Source organism: Pedobacter cryoconitis, assembly GCF_014207135.1.
Taxonomy (GTDB): domain Bacteria; phylum Bacteroidota; class Bacteroidia; order Sphingobacteriales; family Sphingobacteriaceae; genus Pedobacter; species Pedobacter cryoconitis_D.
Map to the genome: position 1 here is coordinate 178896 of NZ_JACHCC010000007.1, position 23577 is coordinate 202472.

Genomic DNA, 23577 nt, shown 5'->3' on the forward strand with positions numbered 1-23577 from the left:
GCTAATTATTTCCTATGAGATATCCTGTTTTTTTAATAACGCTAAGCTTCCTTGGCTGTGTGATGACAAGATCATCAGCTCAAACAAATTCCGGTAAAGAAAGTGCTGTCCTGAACCATATTGCTGTTTATGTAACAGATCTGGATAAAAGTGCATCATTCTATGAAAAATTACTTCATCTCCGTCAGATCGAAGAACCATTTAAAGATGGCCGGCATATCTGGTTTTCACTGGGAGGGGCCGGGCAGATGCACCTGATTAAAGGCGCGAAACAAACAATGGTGCATGATAAAAATGAACATCTGTGTTTTAGTGTCCCTTCTATTGCTGATTTCCTCAAAAGACTGGATGCAGAAAAAATTGACTATGTCAACTGGGAGGGAACGGCCAGAGCTCCCACAGTCAGGGTTGACGGTGTAAGACAAATTTATTTTCAGGATCCTGACGGGCACTGGCTTGAAGTAAATGATGAAAAAAGATTAAATAAATAAAAATGAGTACAGATTATTCCAAATGGGCAACCACCGAAGAGATCAAAACAAGATTTGACCGTGATGTAGAAAGATTTTCTAATCTGGATACTGGACAACTGACCACTATAGACGCACCGCTGACCATGGAGCTTTGTACCGAAGCTGCAAAGTATATCAGTCCACAGGCAAAGGAACTGCTGGATATAGGTTGCGGGGCCGGTAATTATACACTGAAGATGCTGAGTAAAATCAGTAACCTGAATTGTACCCTGAACGACCTGAGTCTGCCTATGCTCGAAAAGGCAAGGGAGAGGGTAAGCGCCCAGACCAATGGAAATGTTTCCATTATCCAGGCTGATATGCGGTCTTTGGAATTACCGGATAATCATTTTGATATTATTCTGGCTTCTGCAGTCTTTCATCATCTTAGGGAGGATGCGGACTGGGAACATGTTTTTGGTAAAATGTATGCGGCGCTGAAACCGGGAGGGAGTATCTGGATATCGGATCTGATCACACATGATTCACCGGCAGTTGCCAAACTTTTTCAGGATAAATACGGGGCTTACCTGGAGACGCTCGGAGGACCAGAATATCGTGAAAAAGTATTTGATTATATCGCCTATGAAGATACCCCCAGGTCGGTTAATTACCAGTTGGGACTGCTTCAGAAAATAGGATTTAAGAACCTGGAGATTCTGCATAAAAACTCGTGTTTTGCCGCATTTGGTGGGGTAAAGTGACCTTTTTCTTGATTATAAACCTTATTTTTGGGTTTAACAGACACTTATGGAACTTATACCAAAATCACCCATTGAGAAAATAATTGCTCCGGTAAGCAGGTTTATTCACCTCGAATATACTGGTGGTATCGTACTTTTTTTAAGTGTGCTTACAGCTATTATATGGGCCAATTCGTCTTTTCAGGAATCGTATCACCATTTATGGGATATCAAATTTTCTATCGGGTTTGATAGATATGTATTGAATAAACCTTTACATATCTGGATCAACGATGGTTTAATGGCTTTGTTCTTTTTTGTCATAGGGCTGGAGTTGAAAAGGGAGTTTATGGAGGGTGAATTATCTACTCTGAAGAAAGCCTCTCTGCCAATGATGGCAGCCCTGGGCGGAATGCTGGTTCCAGCGGTTATCTTTTTTTGTATTAATAAAGGGCTAGACTCCGAGCATGGCTGGGGAATCCCTATGGCTACCGATATAGCCTTTGCCCTGGCTTTGCTTTCAATGGCAGGTAAACACATTCCTGCTTCGCTTAAGGTGTTTTTATCAGCGCTGGCTGTTGCCGATGATCTGGGTGCTGTGCTAGTTATTGCATTTTTTTATACTGGTAACCTTGACTTTGTACCACTGGGGATAGCCGGTGTTTTTCTGCTGATTTTAATAGCTGGCAATAAACTGGGAGTCAGAAGCTCGGCTTTTTATCTGCTGATTGGTATAGCGGTCTGGATTGGATTTTTGTTGTCTGGTGTCCATGCAACTATTGCCGGTGTGCTGGTTGCCTTTACGATTCCTGCGGTAACCAAGATCAATGAAGAAGCCTTTTCGGCCAATCTCGGAAAATTAGCTTTAGATTTTGAGCAGGAGGTACCAAACTGTGGTTTATTAACGACTCCGGCACAACATAAAACTATAGAAAAAATAAGGACTCTGACGCTTGCTGCAGAGACTCCTTTACAGAAAATTGAATATGCGCTGCATCCCTGGGTTGCTTTTGTGATTATGCCACTTTTTGCGCTCGCTAATGCGGGTATCCTGATTGGAGCGAACTTCTTCTCAGCGCTGGTCAATCCGGTGAGTATAGGCGTTATTTCGGGCCTGATCATAGGTAAGTTTGTAGGGGTGCTGTTGTTTACCTGGCTGATGGTGAAGACTGGTCTGGCACAATTGCCGGATCAGGCGAACTGGAAACATATTACAGGGGTTGCTTTGCTGGCAGGTGTAGGTTTTACCATGTCTTTATTTATCAGTAACCTGGCTTTTGAAAAACCGGAGTTTATTGAACAGGCAAAATATGGGATCCTGATTGCTTCGCTGGTTGCAGGAGTATTGGGAATTACCTTATTGAAGTATTTTAGAAAAGCCTGATCAGCCGGGAGATTTCTTGTCCGGGCTAAAACAAGCAGGCTGTTCATTTGTTCTACAGATAAATTAGCAGCTTATGATTATCACAGAGAATAATACCCCGTTTAACAACGAAGAGGAAGAAGATGACCAGTTAAGTCAGCAGGATGTACAATCTGATGGAATAGATGCTGTTCCACCTTCTGAAGCAGATACGCTGGCCACTGAAATTGAAAACCTGAAACAGGCAGACAAAGCTTCAGAGTCGGCGTTCACCTTAAATATTGACAAAGGTTACGCACCTAAAAAGGAAGAAGAATAACCTGCGTATTTTAAATAGAAAAAGCCCTTCTCTGAATTCAGAGAAGGGCTTTTTTACGTTTGAACTATTTGTCTTAGTTTACACCAGTACGTGTATCCCACCACATTTGTTTTCCCCAGAAATTATCTTTCACAGAAGCTACAAAAGGACCGCTGTTACCAGAGTTTAAGTTAGTTTCTGATGTTGGGTATGGATAACGGAACGGAGGTCTGTTATGGCCTGTAACTGTTGATCCTGAAGCAGCAGGTAACAAAGGAACGTCAGTACGACGGTTCTCAGCCCATGCTTCATTACCATTTTTGAATAAAGCAATCCATTTTTGTAAATAGACTGTTTTAAGGTTGCCGTCAAAAGCACCGCTTCCTGCAAGGTAAGTAGCGATATCAGCCGCTGCAACTCCATTGTCAGTTAAGGATAAAGTTACACCGTTAGTGTAGGCAGTAGATGCAGTTATACCCGCATTCCAGCCTAGTAACGCTGCTTCAGCCAGGTTGAAATTAACCTCTGCAGCAGAGAAAAATGGTGTAAATCCTTTTACATTATCTCTGAACCTTGCGCCGATTCTTGAATAACGGCTGATCGGTTTAATTAAAGCAGCGTCAGTAGGACCGATTGGTGCACCACGATACACACCGTCAAGCGTTGCTGGTTTAGCATAGATACTTAAACGAGGGTCATTTAAGCCTTGTAGTGTAGTAATCATGACATCACTAACTCCATGGTCATCACGGTTTCCGCTTGGGTTAAACTGATCAAAAGCCCATGGCTCAAGATAAGGAAGGACACCTGGCCATGTCAGATAAGCATTGTTGTCATTTGAAGTAATCAATGGATATAGTGTCGGATTACCAGTAATCTCTTCCACGTTAGCTTTTGCTAATGCTGGTGAGATTTTAGAAATCCTGATAGCTATTCTCAAACGAAGAGAGTTAGCAAAACGTAACCATTTAGAAACATCTCCCTTGAATAAAACGTCTCCGTTTCCAAGATCATCTTTTCCGTGCTGATTGAATAAAGCAGCAGCAGCTTTCAGTCTGTTTAACAGCTCAGGATAAATCAACTCCTGAGTATCATATTTAGGAGAAATTACACCTGCGTCACCCTGAAGGGCACCACTGAATGGGATATCTCTCCATCTGTCTGTTGCAGAAAGCCAGATTAAAGTCTGGAAGGTAGTGGCTACTGCCTGCATATTGGTTTTACCATCTTTTTTGGAACCATCTATAACCAGCTGTAAATTTTTAAGATCTCTGGAATAGTATGTCCATAAATTTTCCACCACATTAGGTCTGAAATTATAGCGCGCTTCATCCAGGTATTGAATTTTTGCCAACTGACCAGAATAGGTAGAAGGTTCATTCATGTCACCCCATACATCATAGGTATTGGAAGCGTGATCCTGAATACTGAATGCCAGCACGTTGGTTAGTGGCGCAACTGTCGGCCTGTTCGGATTCGTATTGGTGGCATCAAAGTTTTTGGTACATGACGAAGTCAATGTCCCAAAAGCAATGAAAAAAAGACTGTATTTATAAATATTCTTCATTTTCGTTTATTCTATAGTGATAAATTCAATTTCAATCCTATACTGCGGCTTGAAGGAATCTGATATTGTTCGATACCCAAACCGGTATTGTCAGCACCGAAACCAGTTTCCGGGTCGATATGTGCTGTATTACTTTTATCAGTATGTAACAAAGCAACATTATTTGCAAATACACCAATACTAGCTCCTTTTAACCAGCTGATTTTATTCGTGATGCTTTTTGGAAGGGCATAAGATAAATTAATAGTTCTTAATTTGATGTAACTACCATCTACAATGTCGTATTCAGTACCACCACCAGCATAACTTACATTAGTGAAAAAGCTTTGTGCAGAAATCACCTTATCGTTTGGTGTTCCGTCCGCTTTAACTACTTTGTATCCTTGTAATACATCTCTGCCAATCACAACACCATTTTCTCTGAAATTACCCTGAGCAGTAAAATCCAATACTCCGGTTGTAGCACCAAACATCTTTGTGGTACTGAAGAAATCTCCGCCTTTTCTGAAATCAACCAGGAAGCTCAGTGAGAAAGCGCGGTATTTGAATGTATTGGTTATACCACCAACCCAGTCAGGAGTAATGTTTCCAAGAGTTTGCTGACTATCATAAGTTAACAGACCTTTGCTGTTCACAACGATCTCACCTTTATCATTTCTATGATAAGCAGAACCTTTGATTACACCAAATTCCTGACCTGGAACAGCATTGATATTCATACCCCATGCGGTTGAGATCGGGTAACTTGATAATGTTTGTCCTGTAACAGGATCTGTGTAAAGTTTGTTAACTCTGTTTTTGTTTTTTGCCCAGTTGATGTCTATATCCCACTGGAAACCATTTTCCTGTTTGATAATAGTTCCACCTAACTGAATCTCTACACCTTTATTCTGAATTTCACCCGCGTTGATTAGTAAAGTACTTGCACCAGTAAAACTAGATAAGGCAATTCCCATAATCTGGTTGGTCGTTACTTTATTATAGTAAGTTGCATCCAAACGTAGTCTGTTATCAAATGCGCCTAATTCTAAACCAATCTCTTTACTGACAATCTTTTCAGGTTTCAGGTTTAATGGAGGTAACTGGCTTGAAATTGAATATTGTGTTACACCGTTAAATGCATTTGCAGATGCATTATAGATACCAATTGTCTGGTAAGCAGATGTTGCATTACCTACCTGTGCCCAGCTTGTTCTTAACTTACCATAATTCAAGATAGATTTATCAATCTTCAATGCTTCGGTGAAGACCCAGCTTAAACTCACTGACGGATAAAAATATGATCTGTTTTGGCTAGGTAAGGTACTACTCCAGTCATTACGTGCTGTAAAATCCGCATATAACCAGTTTTTATAGCCAAATGAAGCCTGTCCGAATAAACTATTTGACTGAAGTTTATTGAAAGAGTTATCAGCCGCAGGATTACCATTTACGTTTGAAATGTTATATATCCCGGGAACAACTAAATCCGCAGCTTTAATCATAGTATATTTAAGTCTGCTGTCACGGTGATTGGCACCGGCAGTATAGCTTAAACTTACGTCTTTTGCAATCTGACCTGATCCTGTTAAAAGGAAATCGACGTTTAACTCATTTCTGTAATATTCATACTGTGTGAAGTTACCACCGCCTTTTGTAGCCCAGATAGCAATTTCTTTGTTGGATACAGTTTCTTTTCTGTTTTCGTAAGAGATATCATCTCCAACTCTGATCATCGCGTTCAACCAGTTATCAAATTTATAACTTGCAGAAATATAACCAAACAGACGGTCTTTCTGACGGGACTGGTTGTAAATAGAATTTACAATTGAATATGGATTGTCATGGAAGGTACTGATCCAGTTATAAGGATTACCATTTGGCAAAAGCTCATTCTGATGCGCTTTCAGATCAGCCATGTCTACCTGACGGCCAAACCAGCTACCAATACTTTGCATTGGGTTAAACTCATTATAACCCTGTCCGGCAAGATTTTTATTATCTATACGTACATAGTTTAACATCGCATCTACCTTGAATTTGCTGGTGATGTTCTGTGTTGTGTTTAACTGAAAGGTATTTTTCATCTGATCAGTATTAGGAATCGTACCTACCTGTTTTTGGTTTGTATACGAGAACCTTGTACTTCCTTTGTCACCTGAAGTTGTCAGGGCGATGTTATTGTCTAAAGTGTATCCTGTCTGGAAAAAGCTTTTAGTGTTATTTGGATGAGAAATCCATGGTGTAGGTGTTGGAAGGCCATCCGCACCGATAGGGCTATTGTATTGTGGAATTAATAAACCAGCATCCAGTCTTGGACCCCAGCTTTCATCATCCCCGTCATTTACACCAGCACCAGCACCGTCTACGTAGTTATAACCATTTTCTCTGGCAAACTGGTTATAAGTACCCGGGCTGCCTGCTGCTTTCCATTCGTATTCACTTCCTCCGGTACCCTGACCATATTTATTCTGATATCTGGGTAACAAGTATACTTGTTCAAAAGAGAAACCTGCTGAATAGGTGATACCCAGACCTTTTGTACCTGCACCACTTTTGGTGGTAATCATAATTACACCATTTGCAGCACGTGATCCGTAAAGAGCGGCAGCATTTGCACCTTTCAAAACATTGACAGACTGAATGTTATTCGGATCTATATCCTGAATACCTGTACCGTAGTCTGTTGTTCCTGTTTTTGCACTGGTTAAATCTGGAACCGTGTTGTCCAGAGGAACACCGTCAATTACAAATAAAGGCTGATTGTTACCGAAGGAATTGTTACCTCGTAATACAATACGTGCACTTGATCCTACAGCACCACCTGAGCCCGTTACTTGCACACCTGCTACTTTACCTGACAGTGAATTAATCACGTTTGGTTCGTTCGTCTTAGTTAAATCTGCTCCGGAAACTTGTTGCGTAGCGTAACCCAGTGATTTCTTATTCCGACTGATACCCAGGGCAGTAACTACAACTTCTCCCAGCGTTTTTGAATCTGAAGATAAGCTGACATTAATTACGTTTGAACCTGTAATATTTACGGATTGGCTGAGGTAGCCTATAGATGAGAAATCCAGTGTTCTTGCCGTTGAATTTACTTTAATCGAGTATTTACCACGGGCGTCTGTCTGCCCACCCCCCTGGCCACCTTTGATTCTTACACTGACGCCTGGGATAGGTATCCCATCGTCCTTTCCTGTTACTGTACCAGTTATTGTTCTGTCTTGTGCCATTGCAGACGCTGCAATATACACGAGTAAGAATAAACTCAGTATAAGTTTTTTCATAAAAAATTAGTTTAGGTTAATAGATTGATTTGTATTTTAATAATAAGTGAAGTTAATAAAACAAAACAAAGGATAAAATTTATTTTAAATAATTTACCTTATGTAATAGTTTGGATATAAAGGAAATAATGCCTTAATAATATTAACAGGTGTCTTTTTTCTGCATTCAGTTTTTATTTCTTTCTGATGATTTTAGCTTAAAAGAATATTGATATATTGGCCTCAGCTTATTTTAAAAGACATTCACAGAATTCATGTATAAAAAATATAAAGTATTAATCTTCGCAGCAGCAGTTGTATTCAGTGCCTGCCAGAACAAAAAAGAAGTAACCAGTAACAATGTTGTTTCAACAGACTCTGCAAAAGTCCTTCCGCCAAAAAATCTGACCTATAAAGTTGTGGGTACATTACCCCATGATACTGCTGCCTATACCGAAGGTTTTGAGCTAAACGGGGGGAAGTTATATGAGGGTACAGGTACACTTGAAAACTCATTTATCTCCATTGCAGCTATGAATTCAGGAAAAGTCCTCCAGAAGTTTCCCCTTAAGGATAAAAGTATGTATGGAGAGGGGATCACGATATTAAATAACCAGCTTTTTCAACTGACCTATCAGAATCATATAGCCAATGTATATGACCTGAAGGACCTGAGTAAGGTTGTCGGAACATTTAATTGGCCATACGAAGGATGGGGGATGACCAATGACGGGAAAAACCTTTATGTCAGTGTCGGAAGTTCTATTATCTACAAAATAGACCCTAAATCTTTTGCTGTAGTTGGTCAGATTCAGGTGACCGACAATTTAGGTACAGTTGATCAGTTGAATGAACTGGAATACGTTGATGGATTTATCTATGTCAACCAGTGGCAGACGACCAAGATCCTGAAAGTAGACGCGGGCACCGGTCAGGTTGTTGGAACTATTGACTGTTTCGGCCTGCTATCCAGTTATGCACCCGATTATACACCGAAATCAAGTGATAGTGTCCTGAACGGAATTGCCTGGGATAAATCGCAGCAATTATTATATGTTACAGGTAAAAACTGGCCCTTGATTTTCAAACTGAAGTTAGATTAACCTTTAAGATGAATATCAGTACTTTTAATGCCTTTAAAAGTCGTAACTACCGGTTGTATTTCAGTGGTCAGTCGATTTCACTGATCGGAACCTGGATGCAAAAGACTGCGGTAAGCTGGGTAGTTTATTCAGAGACGCATTCCAAATTCATGCTGGGGCTCACACTTTTTGCAAGTATGTTCCCTTCTTTTATCTTTTCGTTTCTCGGAGGAGTAGCGTCTGACAGGTACAACCGTTATAAATTATTGCTCATCACACAGTTCGCTTCTATGGGGCAGGCGATACTGATGACTGCCCTGATATTTTTTAAACATTATTCTGTCTGGGAAATCATTGCACTGAGCGCGTTGCTCGGTTTAATTAATGCTTTCGATGTTCCGGCCAGACAATCTCTGGTTTATGAGATGGTTGATGACAAAGCCGATTTACCTAATGCACTGGCCCTGAATTCTTCGATGGTTAACCTTTCCAGACTCATTGGGCCAGGGATCGCCGGAATTGCTTTAGAGAAATTCGGCGAGGATATCTGTTTCGGTTTAAATGCAGTCAGCTTTATTGCGGTTATTGGTTCACTGCTGATGATGAAATTGCCGGTATATCTTGAAAAACCCAGGACCAAAAATGTTTTCGGAGAACTTAAAGAAGGGTTTCAATATATCAGGCGGACCCCTTCTATTGCATTTGTACTGATTATGCTGGCTTTGATTAGTTTGCTGGTTTTACCGTTCAGTACTTTGATCCCGGTTTATGCGAAAGATATTTTTAAAGGCACAGCTTCTACTTTTGGGGTCATAGACAGTGTAATTGGTCTGGGTGCCTTTTGCGGAGCAATTTTTCTGGCCTCTTTAAAACCGGGAAGAAACCTGCGGAAAATTCTGGCCATCAATACAATTATATTCGGTATCGGGCTGGTCGCTTTTTCTCACAGTACCTATTATCCTATTGCGCTTGTTTTTGCAACGGTATCAGGATTTGGTATGATGTCACAGATCACCATCAGTAATACCTTAATTCAGACAACAGTAGATCCGGATATGCGGGGGAGGGTTATCAGTTTTTATGCAATGGCATTTTTTGGGATGCAGCCTCTGGGTGGTCTATTGATAGGTACCTTATCCCAATGGATCGGTACACCAGATACTGTACTGGCACAGGGGATTATCACTTTAATTATTGGTTTTTCACTATATCGTTTTCTCCGGCTGAATGAAGCTAAAAAACTAAAGGCAGTACAGGAAGTCTAAATTCCTGTACTGCCTGATCAGTTAAATAGTTTCGAGATATAATTTTTGCAGATCATGGGCAGAAATATCTTTGGCATCCAGTGTATGTATTAAGCTGCCCTGGCGCATGATCCCAATTCTTGTACCCACATTTACAGCATTAAAGATATCATGCGTAGCCATGAAAACAGTTCTGCCAGCTGCAGAAAGCTGTCTGACCAGTTCACTGAACTCATGAGTGGCGCTCGGATCGAGCCCGCTGGTTGGCTCATCCATTAAAATTACCTCTGCATTTTTTGCTACGGCGATGGCTATGCCTACTTTCTGGCGCATACCTTTACTGTAATTTCCCACCCGCTTGTGAAATGCCGCTGTCTGTAGCCCTGCCTGAAGCAGAAAATTTTCCAGCTCTTCTTTTTTATACTTAAATCCCGCGATCCGGCTAAAAAAATCAAGATTTTCAAGACTGGTCAGATTAGCATATAACATGACGATTTCGGGAATATAAGCCAGGAATTTCTTCGTGGTCGTATGATCAGGCGAAACCAGTACACCATTGACTAATGCCTTTCCCGAAGTAGCACCGGTAAAACCCAGGAACAGATTAATAGTTGTCGTTTTACCTGCACCGTTCTGTCCCAGAAGGCAAAATACTTCGCCTGGTTCAATACTAAGGTTCAGGTGATCAAGAGCTACCTGATCGCCATATTTTTTAGTCAGTTCTATTGCTTGTAACATCATATGGATTAAAACTTAATTCCTATAGAAACTTTTACATTAAAAGGGTCGCCATCGATATAATAGAAATTGCGGCCTTCATAAGGATAACCTGTAATAATATCTCCTGAGGACATATAACGTTTACCTGTTAAGTTATCCGCGATCAGCCTGAGGAAATATTTGTTTTGAACATAACTTATTCCGGCATCAAACTTTGTGAAGTCGGGGATGTACTCTCCTTTTTCGGAAGTACTTCGTTTAATCAGAGTCATCTGACCAACACTCAGGTTTAACCTGGCTTTATTTCTTAACAAAAATCCATATTGTATCCAGGTATTGAAAAGCTGTTGCGGAGTCTGTGGCATTTCCTTGCCCAGCTGATCCGGATCAATGTCTTTAGTGATTGTCGCTTTGACATAGGTGTAGTTTGCAGATATAGATAGGTTATCCGTAATATTTCCTAATATATCTGCCTCAATTCCATTACTGGTTACCTGACCAATTTGTTTGAGGTAACCTTCATTGACCATATCAGCAACCAGTACATTGGTTTTAACTGTATGGAAGCCATTCACAGTCGTCAGTAAACGGGAGTTAAACCATTTTCTTTTGATACCCAGTTCCAGGTCATTTCCTCTTTGCGGATCTACCGGAGCTGCTCCAGTTACCTCTCCGGTATTAGCTACAATTGCTTTTTGGCCACTCTGAGGAACAAAAGACTGGTCATATAAAAAGAAAACAGAAGTGGCTGTATCCACCAGGTAAGTCAGTGCGGCACGTGGTGAAAGTGCTTTCTGGCTATAGTTACTTGTTTTGGTTATCCCTTTGGCATTGGTGGTCGCCTTTTCGTTTGTATACCAGGAATATCTTGCACCCAGGGTTAGTGATAGTTTATTCAGTAACTGGACGTTGTCATAAACAAAAGCCGATTTCAGAAAAGTATTATTGTTGATCCTGGTCAGGCGTGTGGTCTGACGGACCTGTTCTGGATTTACCGCATTAACCGGGTTGAACTGATTGTAAGGGAATTCAATTTTTCCATTGTTCAACGATAGAGAATCCCTGCTATTGGTGTAATCTGCACCCAAAAGTAACTGATGTTTCACGAAGCCGGTTTTGAAATTACCGTTGGCAAATAACTGCGAAGAGAAGGTTTGGCCTGCACCTCTGGCTAAACTGGCCCGGCGTCTGGTATTTCCGCTGGCATCAAAATTAACAAGGCTGCCTTTAGAGGTCATATTCCAGTTCGAATATGGAGAAGACAGGTAGGACGATTGTGAAGTCAGCTGCCAGTTTTTATTGAATTTATGTACAGCGTAAATCCGGCCTGTTTCATTCTGTGTAAAACTTGTAGGTAAACCATAGGCTGAGCTGTAATTTGTACTGATTGGTCCTTTCAGCATGTCTGCTTCGCTACGTACTTTAACTATGGCCGAACCATTCTCAGTTTCTCCTCTGACCAGGTTGTATTCTGCCAGGACAAAAGTATTGGGACTAAAATTATATTGTAATACCGGTGCGGCTACATACTTATTTGTACGTAAATCATTGAGATAAGAATCCCTGTGCTGATAGGCGATGTTAAAACGATAGGAAAATCCTTTTTTCCTGACAGCCGAACCTATATCTGCTGCAATACGATACAGATTAAAACTTCCTGCGGTCTGTACCACATTCAATAATTTCTGCCCGGGAGTTTTGGTGACAATATTTACTGATCCGCCAGGTTCTCCGAAAGCGTTGAGAAAACCAGCGGGGCCCTTTACAAATTCTATATTTTCAATCAGCGCTTCATCATCTATAGATGCGCCATAATTAAACCGGCGGGACATGCCGTTCAGGGTAGTATAAGCGTTGAATCCACGGATCTGCACAGCTGCTGAATTATCAAATGGCGTACTGTTATAACCGAAATAGATACCACTGGCATTTCTTGCGGCATCTTTTAATTCCAGGACACCTTGCTGCTGTAACAAGCCGGCCGAAACGCTGATGATGTTTTGGGGTAACAGGAGTAGGGGCTGCTGCAATTTTAAGGTATTAGACAGCGTATCGGCTTTAATCTTAACGATCTTTTTATGAATGACGTTGACCTGGTTTAATTTTTTGACAGGGGCTTCCTGGGCAGAGGTGAACAGCGGACTGGCAAGGCAGACCAGGCATAGTAAGTAAAAGTGTTGTTTCATGTGTTTCTATTTGTGCGTATGTAAGAGAGTATCAGGATAAGCAGAGTGGCCAGCCAGATAAATGAAGTGTTTTCCAATATCCGGGCTGGTCTTGCAGGATCCTGTGTGAACTGGAATACAGGTAGATTACTGACTTCCTGCCGGTTTAGCTTTTTATTATGCAGCAGATAATTATTCATGAGCTTCACCCATTTGTTCTGAAATGCATTAACCTGTTGCTGGTAGTAGAGATAATCACTCAGGCCGGTTTGTGCTGTCGTATTGAGCAGTAACTGCATTTGTGCTACGGGATTGAATCTGGCCATCCGGTTGAGCCAGGTATTGTGTTGTTGAGCAGCCCGGTTATAAGCTGCAATGTTTTTATTCATCCTTCTGCCTAAAAGATCATAATAGGCTACAAACCTGATATTTCCGTACTGTGCGGTATCACTCGTTTTCCGGAGATTCAGATATTGAGGATTATGCTGGTAAAAATGAGTTACTAATTGGGCTATTGGTATTTCCCAGGTATGGTTCATGGTTTCACGCTGAAGAGAGACTAACTCGGTTCTCATCGGCATAGGATATTTCAATGTCGCCATCTTGTTAATAAAGGCAGGGGACAACAGGGTTAGCAGCAGCCAGACACCGATCAGGATCAGTGCATTGATTTGTGAAGACTTCCTGAACCGGATAACCAGCCAGCAGATGGAAAACCAGAACAGCAGGTAAGAGTTAATGACAAAAAACCATAATAGTACGTCGGTTAATCCCAGGGAAATACCTGACGGTCGGATAAAGAAACCAATCAGACTAAGCAACCAGCTTATTGCGAAGACCAGTACCAGGCGAAAAAGAAGTTTATGCAATAAAATAGAATTTATCGTTCCGTTCTGTACAGCCAGCAGGCGATCGGTCTGTTGCTCCATCTCTTTAGAAAAGCAATCATAACTGAGTGCTACTATCAGCAATGGAAATAAATAGATCAGTACAAAAGAGAGATCAAAATTACCGGAAGCCAGTTTCTCCGGATTGGCAATTTCTGCATTTGGAGGTGTGAGTATATCCCTTTTGCTATTGATAATATCAAAATAAGGGAGTATATCCCTTTGTCCGATTGCCATTACAGCAAGAGGCCCGGGAGGGTTACTGGCCGCTGGTGATGCCCGGTATTCTATAACTTGCGGCAGCCCTGCCTGACTGGCTAGTATTTTCCCTTTAGCAGTGCTGGTATCAGCCTGAAACCTGCTAAGCAGATCTTGTAAATGAGCCTGCTGATTTTGCGCAAGTGTATCCAGCCCTGTGAGTTGTCTCTCTACAAATCGGTGCCCGTTATAGAGACTATAAAGTCCCATCACTAAAAAAAACAGCAGAATCAGTAGTTGGGCGGGCTGGCGGATAAATTGTCGCCATTCAAAACGGAAGATTAATTTTAATAACTCCATAATTTATAAAAGGGAGGATTTCGTGACAGATTGTAAAACGATGGATAATAGTAACAGCCAGCTGCATATGGAGAGTATTGCAATAAGCTGTAAACCCAGAACATGAGATAGCGGCGGCAGCTGGTATTGAAAGTCTTTAAGCTGACTGAAAAATTCAGGCCCTGGCGTGTAAGCTTCACCTGAACTGACCGGATGACTGGCCAGTTCAAGATTTAAATGGCGGATCAGGTCATTGCGGTAGCTTTTAGCTTGCAGGAAAAATGTCTGATGATGATAGAAATCTGTTCCCGACATGGCCATAGAAAGCCGTTTCAGACTCATATAAGGATTAGCAAAACCAGCCATCCCTAGCAAAGATTGTTGCTGGTCAAAGGTCTTTTTTAACCGGGCGTAGTGGTGATCAAATACCTTATCCTGGTAATCCTCATTATATTGAAGAATCAATCCATCGGCATTGACGGGTAACTGTTCAGGCTTGTCAGTTTGGTACTTGAGCAGTAATCCTTTCATATACCTTTCGCCACGGTCCTGATAAGGATCATTACCATGAATACCTTTTAAAAAACCTTGCTTAACAGCCTCGTTAAAAGAGCTGCGGGAGAGTAGGGGATAACGCTGATCGACGACGCTGGTGGCTATTTTTGGTAACAGGATACTGCCAAGCAGCCAGATACCAAGAACAATCAGTACAGCAGTTCTAGAAGTACTGCTTAATGCGGATACGATCACCCCAGTGATAATGACCAGTAAATAAAACAATAGATAACTCACAAAAATGAGCAGGAACCGTCCCCATAATTCAGTACCCGGAGGCGAAAAAAGCAGTACGAAAAACAGGATGATAAAAACCGGGACCACAAGCAGGAGAACTAAAAGGTAATTTGACCACACTTTTCCCCAGGCTAAACGGCTGGGTTTTATACCCTGAGCCAGTAACATTTTATAGGTGCCCGATTCTTTCTCAAAGGTCAATGCAGAAGAACTCAGGAATAGGAGTAATAAAGGGATGAGTAATTGCATGATCAGGGCAAGTGTAAACTGACCAAAGCGCATCAAGGCATCATTTCGTTCAGCATTGCTATAATCCACTTCGTGCTGTACATGAGCTTCTACACGATAGGTTGTACCAGAGTAGTCATTTAATCCGGGATCAAAAGCAACCAGCAGATTTAGCGGTTTAAAAAGGTAAGTGCCAAAATGAGCTGCCTCATGCGGACCATTGTGCTGTTTTATCCATTGCTGGCGGAATTTGTGCTGTGCATGCTCCTGGTTCTGTTGGTCCCGCTGATATTGGAAAACAGTTAAAAGTCCACAGGCTATAAACAGAGTATAAATAATGATAGCCAGGGTGCTCATTATTTTATCACGGTAAGCCAACCTGAATTCTTTCCAGATCAAAGTGCGTAAAGGAGTATATAAAGGGATTGACATTTAATAATTTTTAATTGCATCAAAGTTGCATTATATTTATAATATTTGCAACAGTGTTGTATTTAAGAGTCGTCTGTCCATGTTTCATATTTTCTCCTTCAATAAGAAATTTCCATTTTATAAACAGCCCGATGCGATGGATTGCGGTCCGGTCTGCCTGAAAATAATTGCTGAACATTATGGGAAAACCTTCCCGCTGGCACATTTGAGGAAATTATGTAATCTGGGTAAATCAGGTACTACACTAGCCGATATGATTGAAGCAGCTGGTTCACTGGGTTTTAAAACACTGGCTGCCGAATTATCTTATACACATTTACTGAGCAAGGCTCCGTTACCTTGCATACTTCATTGGGAAAAAGAGCATTATGTGGTGCTTTATCACATTGATGAGCAATATGCTTACCTGGCTGATCCTGCATTGAGCGGAAAGGTGAAGATTAAAACAGCAGATTTTATCAGATCCTGGGAAGTGGCAGCTGGGGTTGCTAAAGGGCGTGTTTTGCTGTTGGAGACTACCGGAGCTTTCCTGGATCAGGAGAGTATAGCCGATCCTTCAGCCTCCCTATGGTCATTGGTTCCTTATCTTAAACTACACCGTAAAGGTTTGATCCCGGTAGGACTGAGCCTTTTGCTGGCCAGTGGTTTTTCTTTAGTCATTCCTCTGCTGACACAATTGATTGTAGATAAAGGGATCCATGGTAAAAATACCAATCTGTTATTGCTGATCTGTATTGGACAGCTCATGTTATTTTCAGGAAGGATGCTGATGGATTTCCTGCGGGCACGTCTGCTGTTCAGGCTCGGGGCCAGAACCAGTATTGTCCTGTTAAAGGATTTCCTGGCGAAACTCATGTTATTACCTTTTTCCTTTTTTGATAACCGGCAGGCAGGTGATAATATGCAGCGTGTCAACGATAACCAGCGTGTGGAAGAGTTCCTGACAAATTCGGTTATCAGCTTTATTCTTTCCGCTATCACCCTGGTCGTATTGGGCGGGGTCTTGTGTTATTATAACTGGCAGATTTTCTTAATCTTTCTGGCGGGTGCTTTAATCAGCGTCTTCTGGTCAAATTCTTTTAAACAAAAGAGGAAGGTAATTGACCAGAAAAAATTTAAAGTCCTCTCTGCCAATCAACAGTTATTGCTGGAGATTTTTTATGCTATGCAGGAAATTAAACTGACTGGAAGCGAAAAGGAAAAACAGCAGATCTGGGAGAACCTGCAGGATCAGTCTTATGACCTGAAACTGGAGGCGCTGCAGTTGGATCAGCTGATGCAAGGTATAGGTTTCTTTATCAATGAAATCAAAAACGTGTTGATTACTTACGCTGCTGCCATGCTGGTTATTCATGATCAGGTTACCCTGGGCGGTATGCTTGCCATCACTTATATCTGCGGTCAGCTGAATACACCGATTACTCAGCTGATAGAGTTTGCACGTGTTTCGCAGAACACCAGGTTTAGTTTACAGCGGATGGCCGAAGTGCATCAGGAAGCAGAAGAAGATGCTGATGTAGCCTATGATCAACATGCGCTGGAGCCTGAAGATATTAACCTGAAACGGGTAAGCTTTCAATATGGAAACAGGCATTCTCCGTTTGTCCTGAAAGATATAAACCTCCATATCCCGGCAGGAAAAGTGACAGCTATAGTAGGGATGAGTGGAAGTGGTAAAACAACACTGATTAAACTGTTACTGAAGTTTTACCAGAGCAGCAGCGGTACAATTACCGTAGGAGACCGAAAGGTAGATCAGGTACATGCCAGACAGTGGAGGGCAGCCTGCGGAGTAGTGATGCAGGATGGCTATGTATTTATGGATACGATAGCGAATAATATCTTCGCCGGATCTGAAATTAAAGACGTTGTTCGGCTGCATGAAGTGGCCCGGCTGGCCAATATGCATGATTTTTTTATGTCTATGCCATTTGGTTATGATACAGTGGTTGGAAAAGATGGTTATGGTTTAAGTGAGGGACAGAAACAGCGTTTGCTGATTGCACGGTTAATCTACCGGAACCCATCTTATATCTTTCTGGATGAAGCAACCAACTCTCTGGATGCACATAATGAGTTGTCCATTGTCAATAACCTGAATAATTTTTTTGCCGGAAAAACAGTGTTGATCGTCGCACACAGACTTAGCACGGTGAAAAATGCCGATCAGATTATCGTATTACACGAAGGGATTCTGGTTGAAAAAGGAACACATCAGGAGCTGATCCGGCGTGAGGGGAGCTATTACAATCTGGTCAGAAATCAACTTGAACTAAGTAAATAAGTTATTGATTATTAAATAAAACACACCGCATGAGCATAGAAATATTTCCACATTCTTTAGTCAGATACGCAGGAATGAACCACCAGGTCTTCGATTCCTTTAAACTGGAAGAGTCGAATGGGATACTGCAAAAACATCAGCGGATGGACCGGGCTAAAAGTAAACTTAAAACATTGATTTGTGATGCTTTATTTGACCTGATCAGCGCACAGACTGATGATGAGTTAAGACAGCAGCTGATTAATCTGAAAAGACAGGTTTTCAATGATAAAACTATATCCCAGCAGAAAATAACGGCTATACAGCATTTATTTTCTGCAAGTCTGGCTATAGATTTCCAGGATTATATTAAACTCATACAGCAAATAGATACTTTTCAAACAGCTAATACCACTAATTTCAACTTTATGCTTCTGGAGCAGCGAAGAAAAATATTGGTATTGGCTACAGACCAGGCATTACAAAATGGCCTGCTGTTATCAAGTCCTGTTTTACTGGAGCAATTGCCCGAATATCTGAAAAAAGAACCTGCTTCTTTTCGTCAGAAAGAATTAAGGATAGAGTTCAGCCTGCTCCGGTATCTGACCAGGATGTGTTTTAAAACTTCTCCGTTCAGTACTTTTACTTATACAGGTATTATGCAGCTGACAGCTAATTCTGCCGCCTTTTCTGCTCTTTCAGAAAAGGTGGTTAAAAATAGTCTGAGACTCAACAATGCCTTATTCGAGTATCTAAAGTCTATTTTAATTCATCACCCGGTGATGAATGAGTTATTAATTATCAAACTGAATAAAACAGTGGTAATTCAAGGCGATAAGATGCAATTCCTGGTTAACTTCAATAATATTGAGGCTTTCCAGCAATTACCGGCCAGCGGATTACAACTCCTGATCTTTCATTACTTGAAAAATTCGTGCCATTCAGTCTCTGTCAAAACATTAGCTGATAATCTTTCAGATGCAGTAGAGGAGGCAGACTTTAGCACTATCAAAAGATATCTTTTAAAATTGGCCGCTGCTGGTTTACTGGAGTTAGGCATGGAGACATCTGGTATCGATCCGCATTGGGACACTAAACTGCTGAAATTTTTTACCGATCAGGATAGCAATGAGCCAGCTGTTTCGCAGATTATTTATCTGTTCAAACAATTAAAGCAATACCAGAGTGCTTATTTGCTGGGGGATACTGCTAAACGAAAGCTCATTTTAACCTATGCTGAAAATACAGTCGCCGATGTTTTCAAAAAGCTACAGACTGAGGCGGGGCTTCCGGCAGGAGTTGTTAAAGCTGAAGAAACTAAAGTGTCCGGGGCTCCGGAGATTTTTGAAACCACTAATTTTACACCCTATCATTTTTCCGGCAGGCAATTGTTTTATGAAGATTGTTATACGCCTGATCTGGAAGTGCTGGAAGCAACGCCAGTGAATAAATTTGCAGAGAAGGCCGATCAGCTGCTCAATCATTTGATTCCCCTGGATTTATTGAAAAATGAAAAGGAAAAAATGAGCCGTTTTTTCCTGGAATACTATCCTGTTACTGCCCGGGTAAAAGCTATTGATTTCTATCAGTCTTATTATTTTCATATTAAAAAACCGGAGAAAGAAAATGCTGCAAATAAAATTTCTTTAGCCGTTGAACCTGGGGACTGGGAGAAAAAGGTGAGTCAGAAACTGGCAGGGCTCATTGCACATCGTCCTGCTGTGCTTAATCTCGAAAATGATTTTTTTGCAGACCTGACTCCTTTAGATCAGCCGGTTTCGAAAAACCAGTATTCCAGGGGACTGTTTGTCCAATTTTATCAGGGAGGAGATCATGGTAGTCTTTTCGGGGTGATTAATAGTGTCCTTCCTGGCATGGGGAAAGTCAGCGGCAGATTTTTGCCTTTATTTACACCAGCTATCACCGCAGATTTTGTTCATTATAACAACCGTCTCTATCCTGAAATATTAAAAGCAGAGTTGAATGATGCTTCAAGTTTTAATGCCAATATACATCCGCCTTTGCTGGGGCTTGAGCTTGCTTTACCAGGCGGGAACAAAAGTTATACAGAAGAAAAACAGATCCCCGTCAATGAGCTTTCGGTTAGTTACGATCCGGAAAGCGGCTCCTTAAAACTGAGTGATCAGCATCAGGAAATATTTACTTACGACTTATGTCTGGAATCTTTTTATAACCGCTCTAATCTTTATCAGTTACTGACACATTTTAACCCGGATGTGAAGTTGTCCCTGCAGCCATTTATCAATCTGGTTGACGGATGTTATGTCGCTTCCGAAGAAGAACAGGAACATGAAATTGAATCATTGCCAAGAATTACCTACAGAGAAACAGTTGTGCTCAGAAGAAGGACCTGGCGTGTGAAAACTACTTTCATACCTGTTCAGCAGTCATCAGAAACAGCTTATGCTTATTTTATCCGACTCAACGCATGGCGCTGCCAGCATGGGATTCCTGCAAGCGTGTTCTTATTTCTGAGAAAAAGATCCTTTTTTATCAAACAGAAGATACAAACGAAAGATAAAAAAGATGGATTTGCTGATGATTACAAACCACAGTTTATTGCTTTTGAACAACCTCTTCTGATTGAAATGTTTAAACGTTTACTGACCAGGGCCGGGGATTATCTCATCTTCGAAGAGGTGCTGCCGGTTATAGGCAGCGATGCTTCTGGTCAGAGAGGGCCGGTTAAAGAATATCTGCTTCAATGGTATAAATATTAATTCATGGAACAGAAGTGGTTTGCTGTATATCTGTTTTATCCCGGAGAGCTGGATGAGGTATTACTTGGGTTAATTGCTCCTTTGACAGATGTGTATTTGTCTGACAGAAGATTAGTCCCTTCTTATTTTTTTATCCGTTACTGGGAAGGTGGAAGTCATATCCGGTTGAGAGTAAAGACAGGTGCAGAACAATGGCAGGTCATCCTCAAACAATTGGAGGAAAGAGCGGATAAGTTATTTACAGGTTATGATCTGACAGCTGCTGTTTATGCTCCCGAGATTGAGCGTTATGGAGATGAACGAAGTATATACTGGGCAGAGAGACATTTCTTTCAGTCTTCCGTTTTTGTTTTAAATTATATCTGTACCCGCAAAAATGGGGCTTCTGTATTGATACAGGCATTGCGCATGCAACTGATTCTATTATTTGCAGCGCAACTGGAAATGTCCAGACTGACTGAGATAGGAGCTTTTTTTATCAATGGATGGCTGCCCCGGCTTTATACGAAGACCGACGATTTCCCGGCACAGAAAACTTTTTGGCTAAATGAATTTGAAAACTCATTTAAGCGGACAAAAGAATTTATTTTACCGGCCTCACTGGCTTTCTGGGAAGAACTCAATACGGGCACAGCCGATAAACAGGTTATGGAATTGCTAAAGGTTGATCAGCAAATCATGCTTAGTTATCTGGCAGGGGGATTCGGGGAAACAAAAATAACAGAGATCATGACCAGTATCATGCATATGGATAACAATCGCCTGGGTATTTCGAATTATGAAGAAGCTTATGGGATGTATTGCACTATGCAATGTCTTGATTTTATTGCTCAAAATGTCTTCTTTTAGAGAATATTATATGGCTTTATCTACAATCTCACCACGTGACCAGTTCCTGGAACAGTTAATGCAGATCAGAACAGATCTGGTGGCTTCTTCAGTTAAAGATGAAACAGGCCTGTATTGGCGAAGCCCTTATTATGAAAGTGAAACTCATTATTCATTTAAGACTACGGTTGATATTTTTAATGGAAACAGTGGGATAGCTCTGTTTTTTATAGGGTTATTTGAATCCGGAGGTAAAAAAGAAGACCTGGATATAGCCGAGGAAATTATGAATAAGGTGCTGAGTTCAGATGAGGTACTCAAACCTCGTGCTTTTGGCTTTTACACAGGTTTAGCAGGGGTGGTTTATGCTTGCATTAAACTTTACGAGCTGAACCAGAAAAAACAGTATCTGTTAAAGGCACATGAATTAATCCTCGAAAACAAACAGACTATTATAGAACATCTGGTTAAGGCAGATTTGTTGAGTGGATATTCAGGCGTACTGTTTGTGACTACTTTGCTTTATCATCATGGCAGAGATAAAAATGTACTGGTCATTATTCAGCAGTTAATTCAGCGGCTGATCCATGAGGCGAGAATCTCGGAATCAGGCTTAAAATGGGATTATAATCAGTCAAAGTCAGGTTTTGACAGTCTGGCTGGCTTTTCACATGGTGCTTCAGGTATAGCTTATGTTTTGCTGCAGGTTGGTCATTATTTTAAAAGTGAAGGATTGATTTATCTGGCTGAACAAGCTCTGGAATACGAAATGCAGTACTACCATCAGGAATCCGAAAATTGGCTCGATCTGCGTTTAGGAAGTTATCGTTTAGGTTTGCCAGATGCCCACCGCTGGGATCTGAATCTATTCCTTCCGGAGATGAAGAAAGTAAATTCGTGGGCGCATGGTGCAGCGGGGATTGGTCTGGCCCGCTTATATGCCTATCAGCTTACCGGAAAGAAAATCTATCTCGATCAGTGTCATCGGGTGATGAACAAATGTCTGAAGGAGCTGAAGTTGATGGATAGGACAGACTTTACGTTGTGTAGTGGTTATATGGGCATGTTTCCTTTCCTGTCAGCATTCCAGAAAGTTACAAAATCGGATTTTACGAAATTGTTTCTTTCAGTTGCCAGTAAGGCCGAAAAAACAGCCAGACTTAAACATAGTTATAACACTTATATTTCAGCAAATCAGTTTGATTATGGTCTGCTTTCCGGGAAATCGGGGATTGGTTATATGCTGTTAAAATTGATTGATCAGGAAATAGAATGTGTTGCTTTTCCTCATTTGCCGTCTAATTCCGGTCTGGTGGCTGATCAGATTTGTCCAGACCGGCGGATTTTACAAAATCAGATTTTTTTAGCGCATTACCCTCAGAGTATACATCTGCTGGATCAGATAGAAGTGGGTTCTTTCAGAGAACTGAAGGCTGAGAATATAAATGAATTTGAAGTCAGACTGCTGGAGAAAATTAACAGTTTGTCATTGCCTGGAGCTTCGGAACTCCTTGAAGTTTTTGATTTCGAAAATCAGGTAACGGGCTGGTGGAAATTGCATAAAGGGCATTTATGTTATGTGAAGAAAAATGAATTTATCAGGAGCAGTGCAAAAGAATTATCTATAGCACCGGAAACAGATTTGCTGAGGATGAAATTGAGGCTGAATGACCATATAGCTTTTTACAGACTGAGTTTGAAGCTTAAGGAGATTTTAAAGATTGAGATGAAACATCAGGCGGTATTATTGATCGCAGAGGAGAGTGGGATCAGCCAGGTTTATATTGGTCAGCTCAGCACATTGGTTTTGGATTATCTGGAGATGAACCCATCTGATATTGCCGGGATGATTAAGTTGGTATTACAGGACTATAATGAAAAGGAGAAAACCGGTCAGGAATTGCTGCGGGACAAAATTATGCTACAGATCAGGTCACTGCTGGTTAGTGGGATTATTGGGTTGAAAACTGAATAAGTAAAAATGGGA

Annotated in this window: 16 protein-coding genes; 10 read left to right on the plus strand and 6 right to left on the minus strand. The window is 41.1% G+C overall.

The window, feature by feature from the left end; translation table 11 throughout:
• The first annotated feature begins 62 nt into the window (after positions 1–62).
• The 4 genes from HDF25_RS14280 (at position 63) to HDF25_RS14295 (ending at position 2877) form a co-directional block, all read left to right on the plus strand.
• On the plus strand, positions 63–491 hold the full coding sequence (locus tag HDF25_RS14280) for a VOC family protein (protein WP_260409374.1): 429 nt from the start codon (positions 63–65) through the stop codon (positions 489–491).
• A 2-nt stretch (positions 492–493) separates the two neighbouring features.
• Entirely contained in the window at positions 494–1216 is a 723-nt protein-coding gene (locus HDF25_RS14285) for a class I SAM-dependent methyltransferase (protein ID WP_184625836.1), read from the plus strand.
• A 46-nt stretch (positions 1217–1262) separates the two neighbouring features.
• The gene (gene nhaA / locus HDF25_RS14290) at positions 1263–2579 is read left to right on the plus strand and encodes a Na+/H+ antiporter NhaA (protein ID WP_184625838.1); all 1317 of its coding nucleotides are present in this window, start codon (positions 1263–1265) and stop codon (positions 2577–2579) included.
• Between the two features lie 73 nt (positions 2580–2652).
• A complete protein-coding gene (locus HDF25_RS14295; RefSeq protein WP_184625840.1) occupies positions 2653–2877 on the plus strand; it encodes a hypothetical protein in 225 nt (74 codons plus the stop codon).
• Between the two features lie 73 nt (positions 2878–2950).
• Here HDF25_RS14295 and HDF25_RS14300 read toward each other — a convergent pair whose 3' ends face one another.
• Complete coding sequence (locus HDF25_RS14300) at positions 2951–4423, minus strand: SusD/RagB family nutrient-binding outer membrane lipoprotein (protein WP_184625842.1); 1473 nt, start codon at positions 4421–4423, stop codon at positions 2951–2953.
• An 11-nt stretch (positions 4424–4434) separates the two neighbouring features.
• The gene (locus HDF25_RS14305; protein WP_184625844.1) at positions 4435–7692 is read right to left on the minus strand and encodes a SusC/RagA family TonB-linked outer membrane protein; all 3258 of its coding nucleotides are present in this window, start codon (positions 7690–7692) and stop codon (positions 4435–4437) included.
• A gap of 254 nt (positions 7693–7946) precedes the next feature.
• On the opposite strand from HDF25_RS14305, the gene HDF25_RS14310 reads away from it, so the two are divergent.
• Together HDF25_RS14310 and HDF25_RS14315 are read left to right on the plus strand one after the other, a co-directional pair.
• Complete coding sequence (locus tag HDF25_RS14310) at positions 7947–8774, plus strand: glutaminyl-peptide cyclotransferase (RefSeq protein WP_184625846.1); 828 nt, start codon at positions 7947–7949, stop codon at positions 8772–8774.
• Positions 8775–8782: 8 nt separating this feature from the next.
• The gene (locus HDF25_RS14315; protein WP_184625848.1) at positions 8783–10018 is read left to right on the plus strand and encodes an MFS transporter; all 1236 of its coding nucleotides are present in this window, start codon (positions 8783–8785) and stop codon (positions 10016–10018) included.
• A gap of 21 nt (positions 10019–10039) precedes the next feature.
• Here HDF25_RS14315 and HDF25_RS14320 read toward each other — a convergent pair whose 3' ends face one another.
• From HDF25_RS14320 to HDF25_RS14335, 4 genes are read right to left on the minus strand one after another with little or no spacing between them, the layout of a single operon-like run.
• Positions 10040–10738, minus strand: a complete 699-nt coding sequence (locus HDF25_RS14320; protein WP_221450911.1) for an ABC transporter ATP-binding protein — start codon at positions 10736–10738, stop codon at positions 10040–10042.
• Between the two features lie 5 nt (positions 10739–10743).
• A complete protein-coding gene (locus tag HDF25_RS14325; protein ID WP_184625850.1) occupies positions 10744–12903 on the minus strand; it encodes a TonB-dependent siderophore receptor in 2160 nt (719 codons plus the stop codon).
• A complete protein-coding gene (locus tag HDF25_RS14330; RefSeq protein ID WP_184625852.1) occupies positions 12900–14327 on the minus strand; it encodes an ABC transporter permease in 1428 nt (475 codons plus the stop codon). The genes HDF25_RS14325 and HDF25_RS14330 overlap by 4 nt, the downstream gene beginning before the upstream one ends.
• A gap of 3 nt (positions 14328–14330) precedes the next feature.
• Positions 14331–15758 carry a DUF3526 domain-containing protein gene (locus HDF25_RS14335; RefSeq protein ID WP_184625854.1) on the minus strand — a complete coding sequence of 476 codons (1428 nt, stop codon included), beginning with the start codon at positions 15756–15758 and terminating at the stop codon, positions 14331–14333.
• Between the two features lie 79 nt (positions 15759–15837).
• Here HDF25_RS14335 and HDF25_RS14340 point away from each other — a divergent pair, with 79 nt between their 5' ends.
• From HDF25_RS14340 to HDF25_RS14355, 4 genes are read left to right on the plus strand one after another with little or no spacing between them, the layout of a single operon-like run.
• Positions 15838–18042, plus strand: a complete 2205-nt coding sequence (locus HDF25_RS14340) for a peptidase domain-containing ABC transporter (RefSeq protein WP_184625856.1) — start codon at positions 15838–15840, stop codon at positions 18040–18042.
• A 29-nt stretch (positions 18043–18071) separates the two neighbouring features.
• The gene (locus tag HDF25_RS14345) at positions 18072–20762 is read left to right on the plus strand and encodes a lantibiotic dehydratase (RefSeq protein WP_184625858.1); all 2691 of its coding nucleotides are present in this window, start codon (positions 18072–18074) and stop codon (positions 20760–20762) included.
• A 3-nt stretch (positions 20763–20765) separates the two neighbouring features.
• The gene (locus tag HDF25_RS14350) at positions 20766–21611 is read left to right on the plus strand and encodes a thiopeptide-type bacteriocin biosynthesis protein (protein WP_184625860.1); all 846 of its coding nucleotides are present in this window, start codon (positions 20766–20768) and stop codon (positions 21609–21611) included.
• A 10-nt stretch (positions 21612–21621) separates the two neighbouring features.
• Positions 21622–23565 carry a lanthionine synthetase LanC family protein gene (locus tag HDF25_RS14355; protein ID WP_184625862.1) on the plus strand — a complete coding sequence of 648 codons (1944 nt, stop codon included), beginning with the start codon at positions 21622–21624 and terminating at the stop codon, positions 23563–23565.
• Positions 23566–23577: the final 12 nt, after the last annotated feature.